We start from the raw sequence: 18,318 nt of genomic DNA, 5'->3' as shown, positions 1-18,318 counted from the left end.
CCCTAGGAGTTTCTGTCATGAGCCTCAACGGTCTGCGCCGCGCCTTGGCGGAGGACAAGACTTTCGCCCGCGTGCGAACGGAAGCTCAGCGGCCCTTCAGCGACCGCAACACCGACTACCAGATCAGCGCTCCCACTGGCATGCGCGCTGTGCTGCTCGCCGAAATGGCCGACGCCCTGGCCTCCGCTGGTGACGACGGTGCCGGCGCTCCCGTGGTCCTCGCCGTCACAGCAACCGGACGTGAAGCCGAGGACCTCACCGCTGCGCTCGCCTCATATCTGCCGGCCGAATCCGTGGCCACCTTCCCCAGCTGGGAGACCCTCCCGCACGAGCGGCTCTCGCCGCGCTCGGACACCGTCGGGCGCCGGCTTTCCGTCCTGCGCCGCCTGACCCACCCTGAAACCTCGACGTCGGCCCCCTTGCGGGTAGTGGTGGCTCCCGTTCGCGCCGTGGTCCAGCCCATTGTTGCCGGCTTGGGGGACTTGGTTCCAGTGACACTGCAGGTGGGGCAGGAGCGTTCTTTCACGGAGGTTGTCAGGGCCCTGTCCGACGCAGCCTACGCACGTGTGGACATGGTGACGCACCGTGGCGAATTCGCGGTCCGCGGCGGCATCCTCGACGTCTTCCCACCCACCGAGGACCATCCCATCCGGGTGGAGTTCTTCGGCGATGAAGTGGACCAGATGCGCTGGTTCGCCGTGGCCGACCAGCGCTCGCTGTCCGCACGCGGCATTCACCACCCCACCGAACTGCACGCCCCGCCGTGCCGGGAAATCCTGATCACCGCCTCTGTCATGTCCCGCGCGGCCAGGCTCAAAGCCGACATGCCCGCAGCTGCGGACATGCTGGAGAAGATTGCCGGCGGGATCGCTGTTGAGGGCATGGAATCCCTTGCCCCGGTCCTGGTGGATGCCATGGTCCCGTTCGTTGACCAGCTCCCGGCGGGCTCCCTCTCCGTGGTCATCGAACCGGAAAAGGTCCGCACCCGCGCGCATGATCTCGCAGCCACCAACGAGGAATTCCTTGAAGCTGCATGGTCAACGGCGTCCGACGGCGGTGCGGCGCCCCTTGACCTGTCTTCCCAGGCATCCACCGACCTGCATGCGGCCAGTTTCCGGTCACTGACCGATACCCGATCGGCCGCCCTCGCCCACGGCGTCTCCTGGTGGTCCATCACCTCGCTCGCCTCGGACGAGGACCTCGTCCTGGATATCGATGTCCTGAACATGCGGGCCCGCGAACCTCGCGGATACCAAGGCGAAGTGGCCGAGATGCTGGAATTCATCGGTTCCCGGGTCCGCGAGCAGTGGCGCGTGGTGGTGGTGACCGATGGTCCCGGACCTGCCCAACGCCTGGCCGAGCTGTTCCACGATGCCGATATTCCCTGCTCCCGGGTGGAGTCCCTGGACAAGGAGCCCCAACCGGGCATCATCGAGGTGACCACCGCCGCCGTCGGGCGTGGTTTTGTCCTTGACGGGCTCAAACTTGGCCTCTTGACCGAAGCCGACCTGCTGGGCCGGGCGACGGCAAGTTCCACCAAGGACATGCGGCGCATGCCCTCCAAGCGCCGCAACGCCGTGGACCCCCTCCAGCTGCACGCGGGCGATTTCGTGGTCCATGAGCAGCACGGCATCGGCCGGTTCGTGGAGCTGATCCAGCGCAAGGTGACAGGTACCTCGGCCTCCGATGCCGGCCTGCGCGAGTATCTGGTCCTGGAGTACGCCCCGTCCAAGCGCGGTGCTCCGGGGGACCGGCTCTTTGTACCCACTGACCAGCTGGACCAAGTGACGCGCTACGTCGGCGGTGACACCCCTGCGCTGAGCAAGATGGGCGGTGCGGACTGGGCCAGCACCAAGTCCAAGGCCCGCAAGGCCGTCAAGGAAATCGCCGGCGAACTGATCCGCCTCTACTCCGCCCGCATGGCATCACGCGGCCATGCCTTTGCCCCGGACACTCCGTGGCAGCGTGAACTTGAAGAAGCGTTCCCCTACGTGGAAACACCGGACCAGCTGACCACCATCAATGAAGTCAAAGCGGACATGGAACGAGAGATCCCCATGGACCGCCTGGTCTCCGGTGACGTGGGCTACGGCAAGACCGAGATCGCTGTCCGCGCCGCCTTCAAAGCCGTCCAGGATGGCAAGCAAGTGGCTGTCCTGGTGCCCACCACGTTGTTGGCCCAGCAGCACTACGAAACCTTCACGGAGCGTTTCTCCGGCTTCCCCCTGCGGGTCAAGCCGCTCTCCAGGTTCCAGAGCAGCAAGGAAGCGAAAGAAACGGCCGAGGGCGTCAAGAGCGGCGCCGTGGATGTGGTGATCGGTACGCACCGGCTCCTGTCCAAGGACTTCGAGTTCAAGGACCTCGGACTGGTGATCGTGGACGAGGAACAGCGCTTCGGTGTGGAGCACAAGGAAGCGCTGAAGAAGATGCGCACCAACGTCGATGTGTTGGCCATGAGTGCCACACCCATTCCCCGCACGCTGGAAATGTCGCTCACCGGTATCAGGGAAACCTCCACCCTGGCCACCCCTCCGGAGGAACGACACCCGGTCCTGACCTACGTCGGTCCCTACACGAACAAGCAAACCTCCGCTGCCATCCGCAGGGAGCTGATGCGCGAAGGCCAGGTGTTCTTCGTCCACAACCGGGTCTCATCGATCGAGCGCATCGCGGCCCAAATCCGCGAGCTCGTCCCTGAAGCCAGGGTGGAAGTGGCGCACGGTCAAATGTCCGAGAGCCGCCTCGAGAAAATCATCGTGGACTTCTGGGAGAAGCGGTTCGATGTCCTGGTCTGCACCACCATCATCGAAACCGGCCTGGATATCTCCAACGCCAACACCCTCATTGTCGATGGCGCTGACAAGTACGGACTCTCGCAGCTCCACCAGCTCCGCGGACGCGTTGGACGTGGCCGTGAACGGGCCTACGCCTACTTCCTCTACCCCTCCGAAAAGCCACTTGGCGAGGTGGCCCTGGAGCGCCTGAAGGCCGTAGCCGCGCACAACGAACTCGGCGCCGGCATGCAGCTGGCCATGAAGGACCTCGAAATCCGTGGTGCGGGAAACCTGCTGGGCGGCGAACAGTCGGGCCACATCCAGGGCGTCGGCTTCGACCTCTACATCCGCCTTGTGGGCGAGGCTGTGGCCGAATACCGCGGCGAGGCCGAAGAAAAGGCCGCGGAGATGAAAATTGAGCTGCCCGTCAACGCCCACCTTCCGCACGACTACGTGCCAGGGGAAAGGCTGCGCCTGGAGGCCTACCGAAAACTGGCCGCTGCCATTACGTATGAGGCCATCGACGAGGTCCTGGCGGAACTCGTGGACCGTTACGGCGAGCCTCCGCTGCCAGCCCAAAACCTCATTGCCGTGGCGCGCTTCCGTGTAGGTGCCCGCGAAGCCGGCCTGTCCGACGTCGCGCTCCAAGGCAACTTCATCCGCTTCTCGCCGGCGCAACTGCCGGAGTCCAAAACCATGCGCCTGAACCGCATGTACCCGGGCTCCCAGGTGAAACCCGCGCTGGATGCCGTGCTGATTCCCAAGCCCAAGACAGCCAAAATCGGTGGACGCGATCTTCAGGATGCCGAGATCCTGCAGTGGGCCAACAACGTCATCGAAGCGATCTTCACCGACGCGCCCGTCAAGGCGGGCTAACGTCGATGATGGGAGGACATCACGCCGCGTCAGGAGCCGCGGCGTGGATAGCTATTGCCTCGACCGGCCCGTACGCCCTGGGCTGGTACCCCCTGGATTCCACCGGCATTCTGATCGGTGCCATGGCGACGGCGGGAACTGCTTTGGTAGTCGACTGGGACCACCGCCACAGCACCATTGCGAACTCCCTGCCGCCGTTGTCCAATGTGATTGCGGTGGGAATTGAGAAGGCCAGCGGCGGGCACCGCCAAGGGACGCACTCCCTGTTGGGCGCCTCAGCCTTTGTTGTGCTGGCAGCCATGGCCGCTCAGTTCCAGATGGTGACGCCCATGGGGAAGCTGTCTGTGGGCGCGGGACTGCTGTGTATGTTCATGATCAACCTGGCGGCCAAGGCGTTGAACCTGTTCCCGAAGTCCGGGTGGATCACCAACTGGCTCTTTGCTGTGGTCATGGCAGGTTTGGTCACCTGGTTTGCCCCGGACCAGTGGGGCTGGTTACCGCTGTCCATGCTCACAGGTGTGGTGGTGCACATCGTGGGGGACATGATCACTGTGGGGGGTGTACCGCTCCTGTGGCCCATTGTCATCAAGCCGCCGAAATTCCTGCGGAAATCCCCGATCCGGGGAATCTGGCGGCCAAATGGAGCCTTCTCCATCCCGCTGCTGGGGAGGGCCGGTTCCCGACGCGAATGGTTGGTCCTGATACCGGTCAGCGGTTACGCCATGGTGGGCATGGGAGCTGCGGCGTGGACGCTGGCGCAACAGCACTGGCCAGGGGTTCTGGCGGCCTTGGGGGGCGTAGTGCAGGTCCCCTGACGGCCCGGCGGCTGTCATTGTTTGGCTCAAAAAGAAATGCGGCCCGGGTATGAACCCGGGCCGCATTTCTTTGAAGATAAGAGGCTTAGTTTTCGCCGGCGGAGTCAGAGCGGCCAAGAATGGTCTGCGGGATCCAGAAAGCCAGGGCGAAAAGGCCGAGGCAAACGGCCATGGGCCACGGGTTCTCGAGGCTGAGGAAGGACAGCGAGTAGATGGCGCCCAGGAAGAGCACAATCATGACCAGGAACAGGACAATGCTCTGGACCAGGTTGTTCTCGCGCTCGATGGGGGCGCTGGTTGCGTTCTTGGACATTCGTTCCTCCTCGGCCCCGCAGGGCTCAAAATCTCTGGTGGTCCTGGAAGCCCCTAGTAGGCAGATGAACCCTGTTCACCCTTGACAATGGCAATTCCCGAACTCGCACCGATACGTGTTGCACCAGCAGCAATCATAGCCTGTGCATCGGCAAGGGACCGCACTCCGCCGGACGCTTTGACCCCAATATCGGGCCCAACGGTCTTGCGCATCAACGTTACGTCTTCAACGGTTGCTCCTCCGCCGTTGAATCCGGTGGAAGTCTTCACGAAGTCCGCCCCTGCCTCCACGGCCGCTTCGCAGGCGATGACCTTCTGTTCGTCGTTCAACATGGACGTCTCGATGATGACCTTCAGGATGGCCTCACCTGCATGGACCGTCTCGGCCACGGCCTTGATGTCGTCCACCAGCGCACCCTTGTCATTGGCCCGGGCGGAAGCCATGTTGATCACCATGTCGATCTCGTCAGCGCCGTCGAGGACCGCTCCGCGGGCTTCGAACGACTTGACGTCGGTGGGCGTGGCGCCCAGCGGGAACCCGATGACCGAACACGTCAGCACACCGGAGCCCTTGAGTGCTTTGGTTACGGTTTTGACCCAGACAGGGTTCACGCAGACGGACTTGAACCGGTATTCGATGGCTTCGGCGCAGACCTTGAGGACGTCTGCTTCGCTGGCCTCCGGCTTCAGCAGGGTGTGGTCGATGTAGGAGGCGATGTTCGCCGGGGCGACCGCTTGGTTGCTCATGGGATCCTTCCGTGCAGGGCGTGGCCGGCCCGGTGGCCGCAGGGTTGTCACTGCCCGTCAAAGGACCATCTTGCCACATGGCTTGCCTGCCGCAGGGAGGGCCTGGGTGCCGTGGAAGACGGCCACGCCGCGCTGGCTAAGCAGCCATCGGGACCTGCTGATCTTCAGTACCCCGCAGGCCCAACAGCATGCCGGAGGCGCACAACATCGCAGAAGACTCGGCGGAGAGCAGCAAACCAAGGCGGAGCCCATCACATGAAGCAGCATCACCGATCGCCCAGATGCCCGGGACGGAGGTTGCGAGGTCGCGCCCAACGGAAATGCCGCCGTCGGAGGCAACCAGCAAGCCTGCACTCCCGGCGAGTTCATTGCGGGCGGTCCGTTCCTCGGCAAGGACCACGAGGTCACCCTTCATGCTGCTGCCGTCCTCGAACAGGATGCCAATGGCCGGCAGGTTTGACGCGGTCTCTTCGGCAACGCCCGAAGCGGCAACGCCCGACGCGGCAACGACGGCGGCAGGGCGGAGGGTGGTGCGGACGGGACGGACTCCACGGGCGCGCAGCACTGCCTCAGCCTGGCCTGCGGCAGGTCCATTGCCCACCAGGATTCCCAAGGGACGGCGGCCTACCAGTTTGGTGAGGTCTTTGACGGCTTCACCGATAGCGGCGGCGTCGTCGATGGTGGAATAGCTCAGGCCGGATTCGGCTCCCACTACGGGCGGGAGGGAGGGCGCCGAGCCGGTGGCAATGACCAACTGGTCATAGGAGAACTCCATGCCGTCCACGGTAGTGACGATTTTGGCGCCGGAGTCGATGAAGCTGGCCGGCTGTCCGAAGCGCACCGAAACCTGGGGGAGTTCGGCGAGTTCCAGCAAGGCGTCGGGGCAGTCGTCGCGATTGCTGAGAACGGTGATGGTGCCCTCGAACGGGCGCTGCCGGGAGTCCGACCCGCCTGTGAGCCGCCGCACCAAAGCCTGGGCCGCGGGGCCTGCGCCTGCGATGACGATGTGGAGGGAAGCTGCGGACGGGGTGGCGGACATGTTTGGCCCTTTCGCTCAGATGACCTGCTGTTGATCATCAGCGTAGGCGGCTGGTTTTTCGCCGGTGTTTCCCCGCTGTTGCCATCTTTGGCGTATCCGTAGCGCGCTGTTTACCGGCCGGTAATAACGTGCGTCACATTAGCTCCGCGGACGGGATCAATATCGGCGCAGCAGCTCACGGAACCCGTTGCCCGCGAAAGCTGCCACCGCTCCTGCGCGGTCCACAAATCCGTGAGCGCCCACTGGTTCGACGGAGGCCAGAAGCCCGGCAGCATCTCCCAGGCTCATGGTCATATCGGCTGCCAGCCCGCCGACTTCGAGCCGGGCGTGACGCGAATCAGCCCAGGCATCGGGCCCGGGGTCATCGCTCAGGGTCCGTGTCAGCGCCAGGGTTTGCCACCCGTCGTCGACCCTTATCCGGGCACGGTACGTGAGGTCATCGCCATGGGTTTCCAGCCGCCCGCCGGCCAGGAATGCCCGCCCGAAGCGGGAGTGTTCCAGATAGCCCGTGAGTTGCGGCGCTTCATCCCCGGGATCGGAGGGAAGAACCACCGCCGCTTTGAACGTCACGGGCGATCCGTCCAGTTCGCCCCGGAGCGTGTCGGTAAAGCGGACTCCTGGCGCAGGGTCTGTCATTGCCGTGCATGTGGCGTCCTTGGCCAGCCCTGCGGAGGTCATGGTGTCCAGATAGGCGCGGGCATCCCTGTACCCCATGCCGATCAGAGCATCGGCGTCGACCCTGCCCAGGTAGAACTCCGGATCCAGGGGGAGGGGGTGGCGGGGACGGATCACGTGCAGCACAAACTCCCGTCCAGCGGCTGCGGCAGCGTCGAAGTCAGCCAGGAGGGCGCCCATGGCACTCATCTCGATCATGTGGACGTATTGTTCCAGCGGCCCGTCGCCCCAATACGGGGTGTTACCGATGCACCAGACCAGCCATATTTCTTCGGCGCCGCGCCGAAGGGCTTCGGCTACGTTGGCGTCCCTGATCCAGACGGCGTCGGTCCAGATTTTCCCATCGCGGCGCAGGGGTTTGAGGAAGATCGGAAGCGACATGCCTGCAGCCATCAGCCCGGCGTCAATGTCCGCGGCGTCGATTGCGTGGCAGCGCTTTTCGGTGAATTCCACCACGTTGAAGGAACCCTCGACGGCGTGGGCTTGGGTTGCGCGGGAACGGATGGTGGCGTCGTTGATGCCCAAGGCGGGAAATACCTTGCCGAGGATGCCGTCGGCGTCGCCAAGGGCGGGCAGGGACCACGGGCCCTTGAGGTAGTCACCCGCGGGCAATGCTGAGCCGAAGTCCTTGACGTCAACGCCTGACCAGCGGGCGCACATCTCTTCCGGCGGGACACCGGAGAGCATCATGCCCGCCGTGAGGATCCCGCCGGAGGTGCCGTCAATGTGCTGGAATTCCAAGCCTTCCTCGGCGAGCGCTTTCACCACGCCGGCTTGCCAGGCCACCCGCATGCCGCCCCCGGCGAGGACCAGTGAACGCTTTGCCGCGTGTTTCATCCTGGCAGCCCGATGGTGGCCGGCGCGGCGGTGAGGCGGCGCCAGTGGATGAGGAGGAGGATCCCGGTTGCGAGGTCGAAGAAGGCCACCATCAGGGCAATGGGCGCGAAGACGCCGTTGAGGACGCCGATGCCCACGGCTCCGAAGGCCCCGGTTTTCTGGAGCGCGGACCACAGCACCACTTCGGGGGAGGGAGGGTCGTTGAGAAGGGTGTTGAGGAGAAGGCCGCCGACCACGATCATGAACATTCCCACGGTGCCAAAGAGTTGGCGGGTCACGGGTGTGGAGTCCGCGCCGATCAGTTGCAGGACTTGCCCGCCGAAAGGGACCTGTATTGCTCCGGTGAGGACCGTGATGATGGCAATGACGGCGAGTACCGCACGGAGGGGGTCGGCGGCCGCCCAGGCCGCGGTACCTGGCGGGTGCGGTTTCCGGGCTTGTGCCGGATGTCCGGGTTGGGCTGGCTGGTGCGCGTTCACGCGTATGACTCGAGCAGCCGGCCACGGTCCACCAGGAGCCACACCATGGCGGCCCAGGTGAGGGTGGAGACGTAGAAGCGGATGTCGTTGAGCATCATCCAGCGTTTGAGCAATGACCTCAGCTCGGTGTCGTCGGCAAAGTCGCCGCCGCGGATCCGGATGTTGATGGGGATGATGATCCCTTGCCCCACCCAGGTCAGGACGATGATTCCCAGCAGGCAGATCACTGCGGGGATGACACGGACGGTGCCCCATTCGGACCACACCAGGATGCCGCCGGAGATGAACATGACGGGCACCACGATGGTGAAGAACTTGGTGGCCGCCCGGGTGGGGATGCCGAAGTGCATGTCCACGTTATCGCGGGCCAACGATTCCCACGTGGGGTAGAGGAAGAACTTCAGGACCCACATGGTGCCCACGTACATGGTTGCGCCGAAGAGAAAGTAGAGGGCGTTCAGCAGGAGGAGCCAGTTCACTGGGCACCACCACGGGGCGCCGGGCTTGGGACAGCGCCGGAGACCCGGCTCCGGTCCGGCGGTGCCAGCCATTCCTGCCCTTGGCCCAGGTCCACCACGCTGTCCAGCATGTCCCCACCAGGCAGGGCCACAGCCTCGAGCTGGGTTGGAGCGGTGAGGAACCACGCTTCGTAATGGTCATCCAGGACTCCGTGGGCTTGGGGCAACCAGGCGGTGAACACCGGATTGCTCTCCACCTGCAGGCCTTTCAAGGGTTCGACGCCGGGCGCGTCACCGAGGACGAGCCGCGCCTTGGCTTGGGCACCGAGGGCTATGTCCCCGGTGGCTTCGAAGTAGATGTCCGATTTCCAGAGCATGTTCCGGAAGACGCAGTAGTTGGAGGCGGCCAGTTTGAGGGGCAGGTTGAGGGGATCGGGGCGTTGGATCTCGATGTAGCAACCCAATTGGCCGTCCTTGTCGTATTGGGCTGAGACGGTGGAGTCCGTGACCACGAAGTCCAGGTTGGCCTGGTGCTTGGGCATGCCCCATATTCCCTTGCCGCCCTTGACCGAGACTTCGGAGCTGACGGGCAGGTCCACCACGAACTGGCCCAGTTTGAAGGTCTTTTGGAAGAGGAGGGGAAGGATGGGTGGGGCGGGCCTGCTTCCGTGGGTGATGGCGATGGCGAGCGAGTACTCGATGTATTTGCCGATGTCGGTGGATTTGTAGTTGACCACTGTCACCACCAGCAGCCCCTTTCCGCCAAGGATGAAGGGCCGCATTTCCGAACCGGGAAGTGCGGCTGCGGCTGCCCGTTTGTTGATGGGAAATGCGGCCATCAGCACTGGTGAGTCATCGGAATTGACGGGCATGACGTACTTGATTCCATCGGCGAAAGCGTGCTGCCCACGCAGCCGTTCCTGCCTGCGCGGCACAGGTGATGGGAGGAGCTTGAGCAGGGGGACGGCAAGTTCGGTGAGGTTTTTCATGGCTTCGACTCCGGGGCTGTGGTCGATGGGGAGGTTCGGTTCAACTCATCGACGATGATGGGGAAGGTGTCCTGCCAGGCGTGCTCGCCGAAGAAGACGTCAAGGTGGCCGTAGCCGGGAATGAGGTGGAGCGAGTCCTTCCCTGGGCGGTGTTTTTGGAAGAATTCGTAGGTGCGTTGCTGGCTTTCAGGCAGGAAGCACCGGTTGTCCAGACCGGCAATGAAGGCGAACCGGGCATCGGTCTGCGGGGCTTCGGCCACCAGGTTCTGAGGTAGCTCCGGGTGGTTTCCGGCGGCCACCAGGTGCCCGGCCTTGATGCTGCGGCCCATCTCCTCGAAGAAAGTTACTGGTACTTCGGCGAACTCACCGCTGAGCCATTGGTGGGTGGCGTCGTCGAGGTTCTCATGGGACCAGAGGGCGGGACGGCCGCTGCCGTAGGTGAAGCTGACCATTTTGCAGACGGTGTTGTCGCATTCATGATGGGTGGCTTTAACCAGGCCCCGGATGGCGCGGGTGAAGTAGCCCTGGGACTTGTAGCCCCACGCCGGCGACAGGTATGGGGTGAAGGCTTTGACCACTGGCGTGAGGTAGTCGATTTTCAGTCGTGAGAACGCCGGGACCACGGGGTGCAGGGACACTGCGTTGGACACGATGGTGTCCACTTGCGGCAGCAGGCCCGCCACTGCCGACATAGTGAATGACGTGGAGCCCTGGCAGTGGATGACGGCTTTCAGGCTTTCGGCTCCGGTGGACTTCAGGACGTGTTCGACGGCGGCGGGATGGTCGTGCACGGCGGCGTCGGCGAGCGTCCAGGACAGGGGGTCAAGGTCGATCGATGCACGCCAGTTCAGCATCCAAACGTCCCACCCGTCCTCGAGGAGCGCGTCGACGATGGTGGTGCGGACCGGTGGCCTGAACAGTTCGGCCCGGACGCCGGAGCCGTGAACCAGGATCACCGGCCCTTTGACGGCCTCAACAGGGGAGGTGACGTGGACCAGGCTCAAGGGTGTGTTGTCGCGGGCACGGATCGGGATGACCTCTGTCCTGTGCTCGGCACGGGTGGTGATCATGGGGTGCTTCCCTTCCATGCGATGGTGATGGGTTCTTCAAGCAGCCGCACGGCAGGCAAACCGGCCACCGGTACCGGCCGCGCGCCGTCGTCGTTCGTTGCCAATTTCCAATCGCGGCAGACGGTGTCCACCATCAACGGGTAGACGGTGAGGTTGGCGTCGGAGGAGAGATGGATGCGGAGGAAACCCTTGTGGTCTTCGATCGCCTGGCCCGACATCTTCCACGTGGCCACTTCGCCACTGGGCGTCGCCAGGATGTACAGGGCAAAGGCCTCGCTGCCCAGCGCCCACCCGCCCAGATGTACCAAGGCAAGCACTAGAAGCAGGATCACGACGTCCGGCCAACTCACCGGCCAGGGAATCAGGATCACGACGGCGGTACTCACCGCGAGCGCGGACAGTTGGTACAGCGCGCCGCGGGCGAAAACGACGATGCCCGCCTGCGCCAGACCCAACGAACGCGCGGACAACGAGGCAACTGCCAGGAGGAGCGGCACTGCAAGGATCAGGACAATGACAAGTACCGGGGTGTCTCCGCGAGTCAGGCTGCGCAGGCTGTCCACAAAGGCCTCACCGCGAAAGGCACTGAAGACTGTCCACAACGTCAGGGCGGCCACCACGTGCATGATGCCCAGCGAGAGCCCGAAGCCGGGGTTGCGGATGGGGAGCCAGAACTGCGAGAAGGGGTTGGCCAGTTGCGGGCCGAGCAGGCGGGAGTGTCCTTGGCCGGGGAACGTGGTGGGCATGCGGGTGAAGACGCGGCCGGTGTCTGGCTGTTCCGTGCCTGTCTGCTGTGTTGTTGTCTGCTGTGGTTGCCGCAGGCTGGACGATTCACCGGGAGCGGCCGACGCGGCAGGCAAGGTGAGATGTTCGGGCAGTCCGTGGGTATCGGAGAGGTAGGCGCCGCCCAGGCCGCAAGTGATCATCTGGGTCCTGCCCGGATCCGGGGTCTGGTGCTGGGTGCCGGAGGTTTCCGGAGAAGGGGAGTCCTCGGAGGGGGAGTCCTCGTAAGGGGAGTCCGCGTAAGGGGAGTCCTCGTAGCGGGAGTCCTCGTAGCGGGAGTAATGGTGGAGGTCGCCGGTGAGCCAGAGCCTGACGCTGGCACCGGTGGCGTCGAACAGGCCCGTTCCAGGGTTGAAGCGCCGGCGCAGGTAGTCCTGCTCGAAGAAGTTCACCTGGCGGAAGTCACCCCACCCGGGTTGCGTGGCGTCAACCCAGAATGGTGCAGCGACGCAGAGGATGATCGCATCGCCGGGCTGCAGTTGCACAGTGACGTTCCGGTAGAAGTAGTCCAGTTGTGGCTCGTCGATGTATTGCCCCAGTTGGCTGTCCAGGCCAAGCAACCACCAGCCGGGGGTGCCGTTCCTGCCCGGACCGGGAGGGGTTCCGGTCAGGCGGAGGGCGAAGTAGCTGCGGGTTTGGATGGTCCGCCAGCCCCCGATGCTCCGCTGCCTGGTGAACACCCGGATGAACGAGGTGAGGCCGTCGTACCAATCATGGTTGCCGGGAAGCGCCAGCATGACCGGAGACGCGTTGGGTGGCCCGCTGTGCGCGTAATCGACGTGTTTTAGGGCGCTGAGCGGGCCTCGCAACGCGGGTGGGAAGGCGGCCCGGTACGGACCCACCATCCGGTTCTCGTACGCTGCCGGGGATGCGACCGGGTAAACCTCGTCTCCGCCCAGGACCAGGACCCTTCCACGGGGAAGTTCATGCCCGTCCACCGTCAGCGTGTCCTGGGCCAGCAAGGACGCCACTGTGTACGTGGCGTCGAAGCCGTCGCCGAGGTCGGCCGCGAAGTCGAGCCACATCTCAGTTGCCCCAGCAGCGGCGGCCCGCCCATCCCGGAGATCACCAGGGGAGGGAAGTCCGCGGCTGCTGACGGCGGGCTGGGCTGGTTGGCCCGGGAGGGGAATTTTGTCCAAGCTCAGGGAATCCGAGGGGAAGCTGCCCTCAAGCTCGCGCTTATCGCCGAAATCGGCAAAGACCGTGGCCGCTGCGACCTTCAACGCAGTCCTGGCCAAGGACATCGGCGAGAGCCAACGAACCGCAGGCTGGGGTGTGAACCCCAGTACGGCATGGTGTTTTGCGAGCTCCCGGCTTTTCATCGCTTTGACGTGAACGGGAGGGGGACGCCTCTGGGACGCCGCCCGTAGACCTGCCAGAGTTCGCCGGCAAACAGCTTCCCGAAGGTCACCAAGCCTGCCGCCGGGGCCGGTCCTTCGGCGCGGAACGTGGTGAGTTGCTTGGCGAAGTCGAGGGGCCGGATGTAGAGGATTCCGGCCCCGACGACGCCTGCTTGGGCGGCGCCGCCTGCAGTTGGCTGTGCGGCGTCCGGTGGCGGGGCATCCTGCGTCCCTGGATCCGGTGGCGCTGCATCCGGTGGCACAGCATCTAATGGCGCTCCATCCGGTGGCACATGCCCGCGAAGGATGGTGGCATACAGGGTGGTGGTGTCCGCCCAGAGGTCGAATCCTGCCTCGTTGCGGATTAGTTTATGGCCGGTGAACGTGAAGGGTGTTCCGCCCGGGTCCCGCAGCCACAACCGGTAGAGCATGCGCCTTGCTGGTGCAGCGGCGTCGGCGGTTTCCTGGACAAACAGATTGAACCAGCCCCGTTCCACCGGCATCCGGCCACCGAAGTAGTCCGCCAGCACGTAGCCTTCAGCTCTGGCCGGATGGTTCGGGTCGGAGGCGAACGCCTCGATGTCCTCGGCGATGATGGTCAGCTCGAACATGATCTTCCTGCTCCGGTCCCTGCCCAGGCTCCGCCCTTTCTCCGGATCGGCGATGCCCGGACTGAACCAACCGTGCATTTGTTCGGTGAACCGGACGGAGGTGGCCTCTTTGCCGCTTACGCCTGGAGTGCCGGGCCTGCCCAGTCCGCGGCTGCGCACCTGGGAAGCCTCGGGCACCTCAGAGACTGCGCTCGCAGGCTTTTCCTCAGGTGCGGTCTTGCCTTTGGTGGCGTCCGGAGCCAACGCACGCGGAGCGGACGCGGCGACGTCGACGACGGCGCCGGCCGCCTCCTGCTGTACGGCCACCTTTTCGCCGGACCCGCCGGAGCCTGCGGCATCTGCCGGGCGGATGCCCCGGCGACCAGGTTCCCCTGCGTTCCCGATGATGTGGGCGCAGGTGCGCTCCGCGAACGCTGCAATGGTCAGGGACGGGTTGGCACCCACAGGGCCCGGCATCGCGGCGCCGTCCACCACGAACAATCCGGGATAGCCGAAGACCTCGCCGTAGGAATCACAGACTGCTTCGCCCGGATGCCGTCCGGAGGGGGCTCCTCCGATCGGGTGCACCGTGATGACACGCTTGGCCCACCAGAGGGGGTTGTCGATGAAGTCCCCGTCCAGGTCTTTGGAAATGGACTCCATGGTTTCGCGGACGCGGCCGAAGTACTCCTTGGAGGTTGCCATGGTCCACGCGATGGCCAGCCTCCCGTCGCGGAGGGTCATGACACCGTCGGGGACATCCCTGCCCATACCCAGCATGGGCACCGAACTGGAGGACAAACGGCCATCGCCCACCGCTGCGGCGAGGTCGGCGGAGACGTTGGACCGGCCGGCGTCGAACAGCCTGTCCTTGAAGAGCTGCCCGGCCACTTTGGCGGTCCGTTTGATGGTGGTGCCCAGTTGCGCTGTCTCGATGAGCCAGTTCATGAAGGCCGGATACCCCGCGTCCTCCACGTAATAACCGCGGCCATCGCCGTCGTCGTCGTGTGAATCCGGGACCCTGATGGCTGTGGTGATCACCGGGCCCCGGCTGCCGGCCAGATTCCGGACGCCGGGCCGTGAGCCGTTGGCCGGGGGCGTCTTCGCACCCATGATGAACGTCAGGAGGTCGCCGTTGCCGCTGAAACGGGTGCCAAGGGCGTCGCTCAGCGCAGGGAGGGAACCGCGGTTTCGGAGCAGGAGGAAGTTGGTGCCGAATGTGCCGGCACCGAGCATGAGCCGGCGGCAATGGATGATGCGTTCGGTGAGAAGTTCGCCGTGATGATCCGGATGATGCACCACATAGCGGACCTCGTAGCCGCCACCCGGCGACCCGGGGTTCAAGGGCCGGATGCCACGGACGTCATGGAACGTTCTGACATCGGCTCCCTTGAAGGCGGCCGCTGAGATGTAGTTGTGGTCCAGGGTGTTCTTGGCGCCGGCATTGCACCCGATGTCGCACTCACCGCTGAGCGTGCAGGTGGTGCGCACCGTGGCAGGACCGTGGATACTGCCGTAGCCGGGCAGCGGCAGTGCATGGTTGGTTCGCGGTTCGGTCCCTGGTGCTGCCGAGAACGTGACGGCTATGGGAGGCCTGGTGATGGACAGTCCCAGGTTCGCGGCCGACTTCTCCATGGCCAGGGTCTTCGCGGTGTCCATGTACGGGTAGGGGACGGGCTGGAGCATGGCTTCGGCGGCGTCGTAATGGGGATCGAGGTCTGCCCGGGTGAAGGGCCAGTTCTCATATCCGCCGCCGGGGATGGGGGATTCGTTGACGAACCACTTTTCGTCCTTGCGCAAGAGGACATTGGCGTAGATCAGTGAGCCACCGCCCAACCCGCTGGACACCAGCCCCTCAGTGCCGCGGAACGTCCAGGCATCAAAAAGTCCATACAAGCCCCGGTCCGGATCCCAGAAGTTCCGCCCCATCTCCGACGGCGAACGCGCGAAACTGCCGGGCGGGTACGGTTTGCCGCGTTCCATGAGCACAACGGACTGCCCGGCCTCGGCCAGTCGAAGCGCCGCCACGGAACCTCCAAAGCCGGAGCCCACCACCACGGCGTCGACCTTTTCGATGCCATCGCGGCGGCGTGCCTGATCAGAAGCGGGCTCAGGTCCCGCAGCCCCACTGTTCCCGGTCCCCAGACGACCCATGGCCGTTCCTCTCAGAGGAAAGCTGACTACATAGCTGCAGCTGGCGGCGCCGGGCGTGGCCGGGCGATGCCTCCGCGGACTATGGGGCTTATGTTCCCACCGGGCAGGGGATCTGTAAATGAGGTGGAGACAGTGGATTCAGCGCGCGCTAGGCAATGCGGGTATAGATCATGTCAAAGTCGTGTTCCAGCGGCCCGCCGGGGTAGGTCCCGCGTTCCAACCGGGCAGTAATGGTGTTGCCGTCCTTGGAGAAGTGGCCAACGAAGCGTTGCGGCCAGTCGGGCCCATCCCTGAACAGGGTCCACACGCCGTCCTTGAGCGTCATGTCGTAGATCCTGGCCACGCCCCGGGAGTCAAAGTAATGCTGTTGGAAGGCTCCATCCGAGCCTGTGGCTCCAATGACGCTGACCGCATTGGGGTACTCCGGCCGCTGGACCGTGGAACGCTGGATGAGGAAGCCTCCGCTTTCCAACCATTCGAAGGCGGTCCGGCCGGGCACATCCTTGCCCGGAACTGATGTTTCCCACTCGCCGAGGAGGATGTTCAAGTGCTCCAACGTAGGTTTGGGATCCCGTGCCATGGCCGCCCTCTTTTCGGGTGTTCGCGTTGCTGAACAGCTTCAGGGTATGACTCGTCCCGTTCCGCCGTACAGACCTCCGCGGAGACCGCCCGGGCTTGGTGCAGGTGGTGCCGTGCAGCGCTGTTCCGGGCTTGGCGCCATGGCGGCATCAGGGCTGGCGGGTGACCCCGCGCGTCTCACGGAACTCCGCGGGCACCGTGACAGCGCCCTTAGGAACAGCGACGGTAATGCCCCTCTTCGTCACGCTTGTGACGTTCTGACCCCATTGCTTTGCGTACTCGACGACGGGCCTCGCCGCAGCCCGGTTGCGGACGATTGCTACGAGCACGACGGTGAGGAACGCAAGGGTCATCAGACCCGGCACCACGATGACGACCACTTGGTTGATAAGACCGGTCAGGAACAGCGCGGGGCCGAGGAACCACAGCGCCACCGTGGAGAACATCAAGACGAGAACCAGTTTCTCAGAGCGTGCGTGGACGGCCTGTGCGTGTGCCAGCTCATCCGGGTAGCGTTCCTTGAAAATACGGGTGACATCGGCGCTGAGCGCATCAGCTACGTCCTTGCTCCGGGCGGTCATGGCTCTCCAATTCGCGATGCACAGCGCGACTGGGGGACAACGTCGCGGCATTGAACCCTGCAGTCGAAGACGGTGGTTTGTTGAGTCTCCTGCCTAGCCTCCGTTGGCTCGACCTTCCCTAAAGTACCGGTCTTTTGCCAGGACGCGTAAACGGCTGCAGCCCCCATTCCGCCGGCCTCCTGCGCCGCGGAAACCAAGGGGGTGACCACAATGTCCGTCATCCGCTGTACACTCAAGTATCGAACATATATTCGAATAAAGGTGTGTTGTGGGCGTGATAGTCGGCCCCCGCGTGATAGATGCGGGCTTTTCCCTGATGTCAGTATTGCTGGCGCCTCTCCCGGTGGCGGCCGGTTATCCCTCGCCGGCGCAGGACTATTTTGATGGCCGGATCGATCTCAACGAGCACCTCATCAAGGACGTCACCAGCACCTTCGTGGTCCGGGTGACGGGGCAGTCCATGGAAGGTGCAGGGATCAGTGATGGTGACGAGCTGATCGTCAACCGGGCACTGGAGCCCAGGGATGGGTCCGTCGTCGTCGCTGTCCTCGACGGGGAACTGACCATCAAAAGGCTCCGCGTCACGCCCTCGGGAGTGATTCTCCAGGCCGACAATCCCAAGTACCCGGACATCCGCGTGCCGGCCCTTTCTGAACTCACCATCTGGGGAGTTGCCACCACATGCCTGCATCACATTTGAGCCCGCCCCGTTCGCAAGGGCCCGTTCCCAGCGAACTCTGGGAACGGATGGGCGCCGAATTCGGCTTGCCGGATCTGGAAAGGGTCCGTCATCGGCTCGCGAAGCTACATGAGGATCCCGAACCTGTGATGCAACAACTGGTGCGCGTGTTTTCCGCAGATGGCACGTACTGTCCCGGTTTCCAATTCCGCGAAGACTTGTCCTTGCACCCCGTGGTGCTGCGCCTGTTTGCGCGTGCCATGGAACTGAGGATTCCGCACAATTACTTTTCGGCCTGGATGGTCACCGGCAGCCCAGGACTGCGGGATGCCAGGCCGGTGGACCTGTTGGACCGGCTGGCGCCTGCCCCACTCATCGCTGCCCTTGAGCGCTCCTTCGGATCCGGATCAGGGGACGGGCGCACTGCAGGAACCACACGGCCTATTGGTAATGGGCGCAACAAAACCTGAAAAGATTGCCCGGTTCCCTCGCTGGCTCCGCTGACCGCCGCGCCACGGCGACGTCAGAAGCGTGATTGGAT

General features: G+C 64.4%; 16 protein-coding genes. 4 read left to right on the top strand and 12 right to left on the bottom strand.

Annotated elements, in window-relative coordinates; translation table 11 throughout:
* The first annotated feature begins 17 nt into the window (after positions 1-17).
* Positions 18-3,650 carry a transcription-repair coupling factor gene (gene mfd, locus AC6JA3_RS14755; protein WP_347781574.1) on the top strand — a complete coding sequence of 1,211 codons (3,633 nt, stop codon included), beginning with the start codon at positions 18-20 and terminating at the stop codon, positions 3,648-3,650.
* 5 nt (positions 3,651-3,655) lie between these two features.
* Complete coding sequence (locus tag AC6JA3_RS14750) at positions 3,656-4,465, top strand: metal-dependent hydrolase (RefSeq protein WP_347781573.1); 810 nt, start codon at positions 3,656-3,658, stop codon at positions 4,463-4,465.
* An 85-nt stretch (positions 4,466-4,550) separates the two neighbouring features.
* Here AC6JA3_RS14750 and AC6JA3_RS14745 read toward each other — a convergent pair whose 3' ends face one another.
* The 12 genes from AC6JA3_RS14745 to AC6JA3_RS14690 all read right to left on the bottom strand — a co-directional run bounded on the left by AC6JA3_RS14745 (position 4,551) and on the right by AC6JA3_RS14690 (position 17,098).
* The gene (locus AC6JA3_RS14745) at positions 4,551-4,778 is read right to left on the bottom strand and encodes a hypothetical protein (RefSeq protein WP_026542762.1); all 228 of its coding nucleotides are present in this window, start codon (positions 4,776-4,778) and stop codon (positions 4,551-4,553) included.
* A 53-nt stretch (positions 4,779-4,831) separates the two neighbouring features.
* On the bottom strand, positions 4,832-5,524 hold the full coding sequence (gene deoC, locus AC6JA3_RS14740; protein WP_026547089.1) for a deoxyribose-phosphate aldolase: 693 nt from the start codon (positions 5,522-5,524) through the stop codon (positions 4,832-4,834).
* Between the two features lie 136 nt (positions 5,525-5,660).
* Positions 5,661-6,563, bottom strand: a complete 903-nt coding sequence (locus tag AC6JA3_RS14735; protein ID WP_347781572.1) for an FAD-dependent oxidoreductase — start codon at positions 6,561-6,563, stop codon at positions 5,661-5,663.
* Positions 6,564-6,719: 156 nt separating this feature from the next.
* Positions 6,720-8,075, bottom strand: coding sequence for a patatin-like phospholipase family protein (locus AC6JA3_RS14730; protein ID WP_347781571.1), 1,356 nt, complete (start codon positions 8,073-8,075; stop codon positions 6,720-6,722).
* Positions 8,072-8,554, bottom strand: coding sequence for a hypothetical protein (locus AC6JA3_RS14725; protein WP_347781570.1), 483 nt, complete (start codon positions 8,552-8,554; stop codon positions 8,072-8,074). Before AC6JA3_RS14725 ends, AC6JA3_RS14730 begins: the two co-directional genes overlap by 4 nt.
* On the bottom strand, positions 8,551-9,033 hold the full coding sequence (locus AC6JA3_RS14720) for a hypothetical protein (protein ID WP_026547092.1): 483 nt from the start codon (positions 9,031-9,033) through the stop codon (positions 8,551-8,553). The genes AC6JA3_RS14725 and AC6JA3_RS14720 overlap by 4 nt, the downstream gene beginning before the upstream one ends.
* On the bottom strand, positions 9,030-10,001 hold the full coding sequence (locus AC6JA3_RS14715; RefSeq protein WP_347781569.1) for an acetoacetate decarboxylase family protein: 972 nt from the start codon (positions 9,999-10,001) through the stop codon (positions 9,030-9,032). The genes AC6JA3_RS14720 and AC6JA3_RS14715 overlap by 4 nt, the downstream gene beginning before the upstream one ends.
* Positions 9,998-11,071, bottom strand: coding sequence for an alpha/beta fold hydrolase (locus AC6JA3_RS14710; protein ID WP_347781568.1), 1,074 nt, complete (start codon positions 11,069-11,071; stop codon positions 9,998-10,000). The genes AC6JA3_RS14715 and AC6JA3_RS14710 overlap by 4 nt, the downstream gene beginning before the upstream one ends.
* Positions 11,068-13,176, bottom strand: coding sequence for a hypothetical protein (locus AC6JA3_RS14705; RefSeq protein WP_497920189.1), 2,109 nt, complete (start codon positions 13,174-13,176; stop codon positions 11,068-11,070). Before AC6JA3_RS14705 ends, AC6JA3_RS14710 begins: the two co-directional genes overlap by 4 nt.
* The gene (locus tag AC6JA3_RS14700) at positions 13,173-15,938 is read right to left on the bottom strand and encodes a GMC oxidoreductase (protein WP_347781566.1); all 2,766 of its coding nucleotides are present in this window, start codon (positions 15,936-15,938) and stop codon (positions 13,173-13,175) included. The genes AC6JA3_RS14705 and AC6JA3_RS14700 overlap by 4 nt, the downstream gene beginning before the upstream one ends.
* A gap of 148 nt (positions 15,939-16,086) precedes the next feature.
* On the bottom strand, positions 16,087-16,518 hold the full coding sequence (locus tag AC6JA3_RS14695; protein WP_091550737.1) for a hypothetical protein: 432 nt from the start codon (positions 16,516-16,518) through the stop codon (positions 16,087-16,089).
* 148 nt (positions 16,519-16,666) lie between these two features.
* Positions 16,667-17,098: a hypothetical protein gene (locus tag AC6JA3_RS14690; protein ID WP_347781565.1), complete on the bottom strand. Its 432-nt coding sequence runs from the start codon at positions 17,096-17,098 to the stop codon at positions 16,667-16,669.
* Between the two features lie 268 nt (positions 17,099-17,366).
* On the opposite strand from AC6JA3_RS14690, the gene AC6JA3_RS14685 reads away from it, so the two are divergent.
* Positions 17,367-17,798, top strand: coding sequence for a LexA family protein (locus AC6JA3_RS14685; RefSeq protein ID WP_026547099.1), 432 nt, complete (start codon positions 17,367-17,369; stop codon positions 17,796-17,798).
* Entirely contained in the window at positions 17,780-18,247 is a 468-nt protein-coding gene (locus tag AC6JA3_RS14680; RefSeq protein WP_209320073.1) for a hypothetical protein, read from the top strand. The genes AC6JA3_RS14685 and AC6JA3_RS14680 overlap by 19 nt, the downstream gene beginning before the upstream one ends.
* Positions 18,248-18,318 lie beyond the last annotated feature (71 nt).

This window comes from Arthrobacter sp. TmtSoilC79 (assembly GCF_059739405.1).
This window is presented reverse-complemented; position numbering and strand designations above follow the sequence as displayed.

Coding starts and splice junctions, on each gene's coding strand:
- deoC (WP_026547089.1), bottom strand. CDS start 5,524: ATGAGCAACCAAGCGGTCGCCCCGGCGAACATCGCCTCCTACATCGAC.
- AC6JA3_RS14745 (WP_026542762.1), bottom strand. CDS start 4,778: ATGTCCAAGAACGCAACCAGCGCCCCCATCGAGCGCGAGAACAACCTG.
- AC6JA3_RS14705 (WP_497920189.1), bottom strand. CDS start 13,176: ATGAAAAGCCGGGAGCTCGCAAAACACCATGCCGTACTGGGGTTCACA.
- AC6JA3_RS14715 (WP_347781569.1), bottom strand. CDS start 10,001: ATGAAAAACCTCACCGAACTTGCCGTCCCCCTGCTCAAGCTCCTCCCA.
- AC6JA3_RS14735 (WP_347781572.1), bottom strand. CDS start 6,563: ATGTCCGCCACCCCGTCCGCAGCTTCCCTCCACATCGTCATCGCAGGC.
- AC6JA3_RS14700 (WP_347781566.1), bottom strand. CDS start 15,938: ATGGGTCGTCTGGGGACCGGGAACAGTGGGGCTGCGGGACCTGAGCCC.
- mfd (WP_347781574.1), top strand. CDS start 18: ATGAGCCTCAACGGTCTGCGCCGCGCCTTGGCGGAGGACAAGACTTTC.
- AC6JA3_RS14710 (WP_347781568.1), bottom strand. CDS start 11,071: ATGATCACCACCCGTGCCGAGCACAGGACAGAGGTCATCCCGATCCGT.
- AC6JA3_RS14680 (WP_209320073.1), top strand. CDS start 17,780: ATGCCTGCATCACATTTGAGCCCGCCCCGTTCGCAAGGGCCCGTTCCC.
- AC6JA3_RS14730 (WP_347781571.1), bottom strand. CDS start 8,075: ATGAAACACGCGGCAAAGCGTTCACTGGTCCTCGCCGGGGGCGGCATG.
- AC6JA3_RS14695 (WP_091550737.1), bottom strand. CDS start 16,518: ATGGCACGGGATCCCAAACCTACGTTGGAGCACTTGAACATCCTCCTC.
- AC6JA3_RS14750 (WP_347781573.1), top strand. CDS start 3,656: ATGATGGGAGGACATCACGCCGCGTCAGGAGCCGCGGCGTGGATAGCT.
- AC6JA3_RS14690 (WP_347781565.1), bottom strand. CDS start 17,098: ATGACCGCCCGGAGCAAGGACGTAGCTGATGCGCTCAGCGCCGATGTC.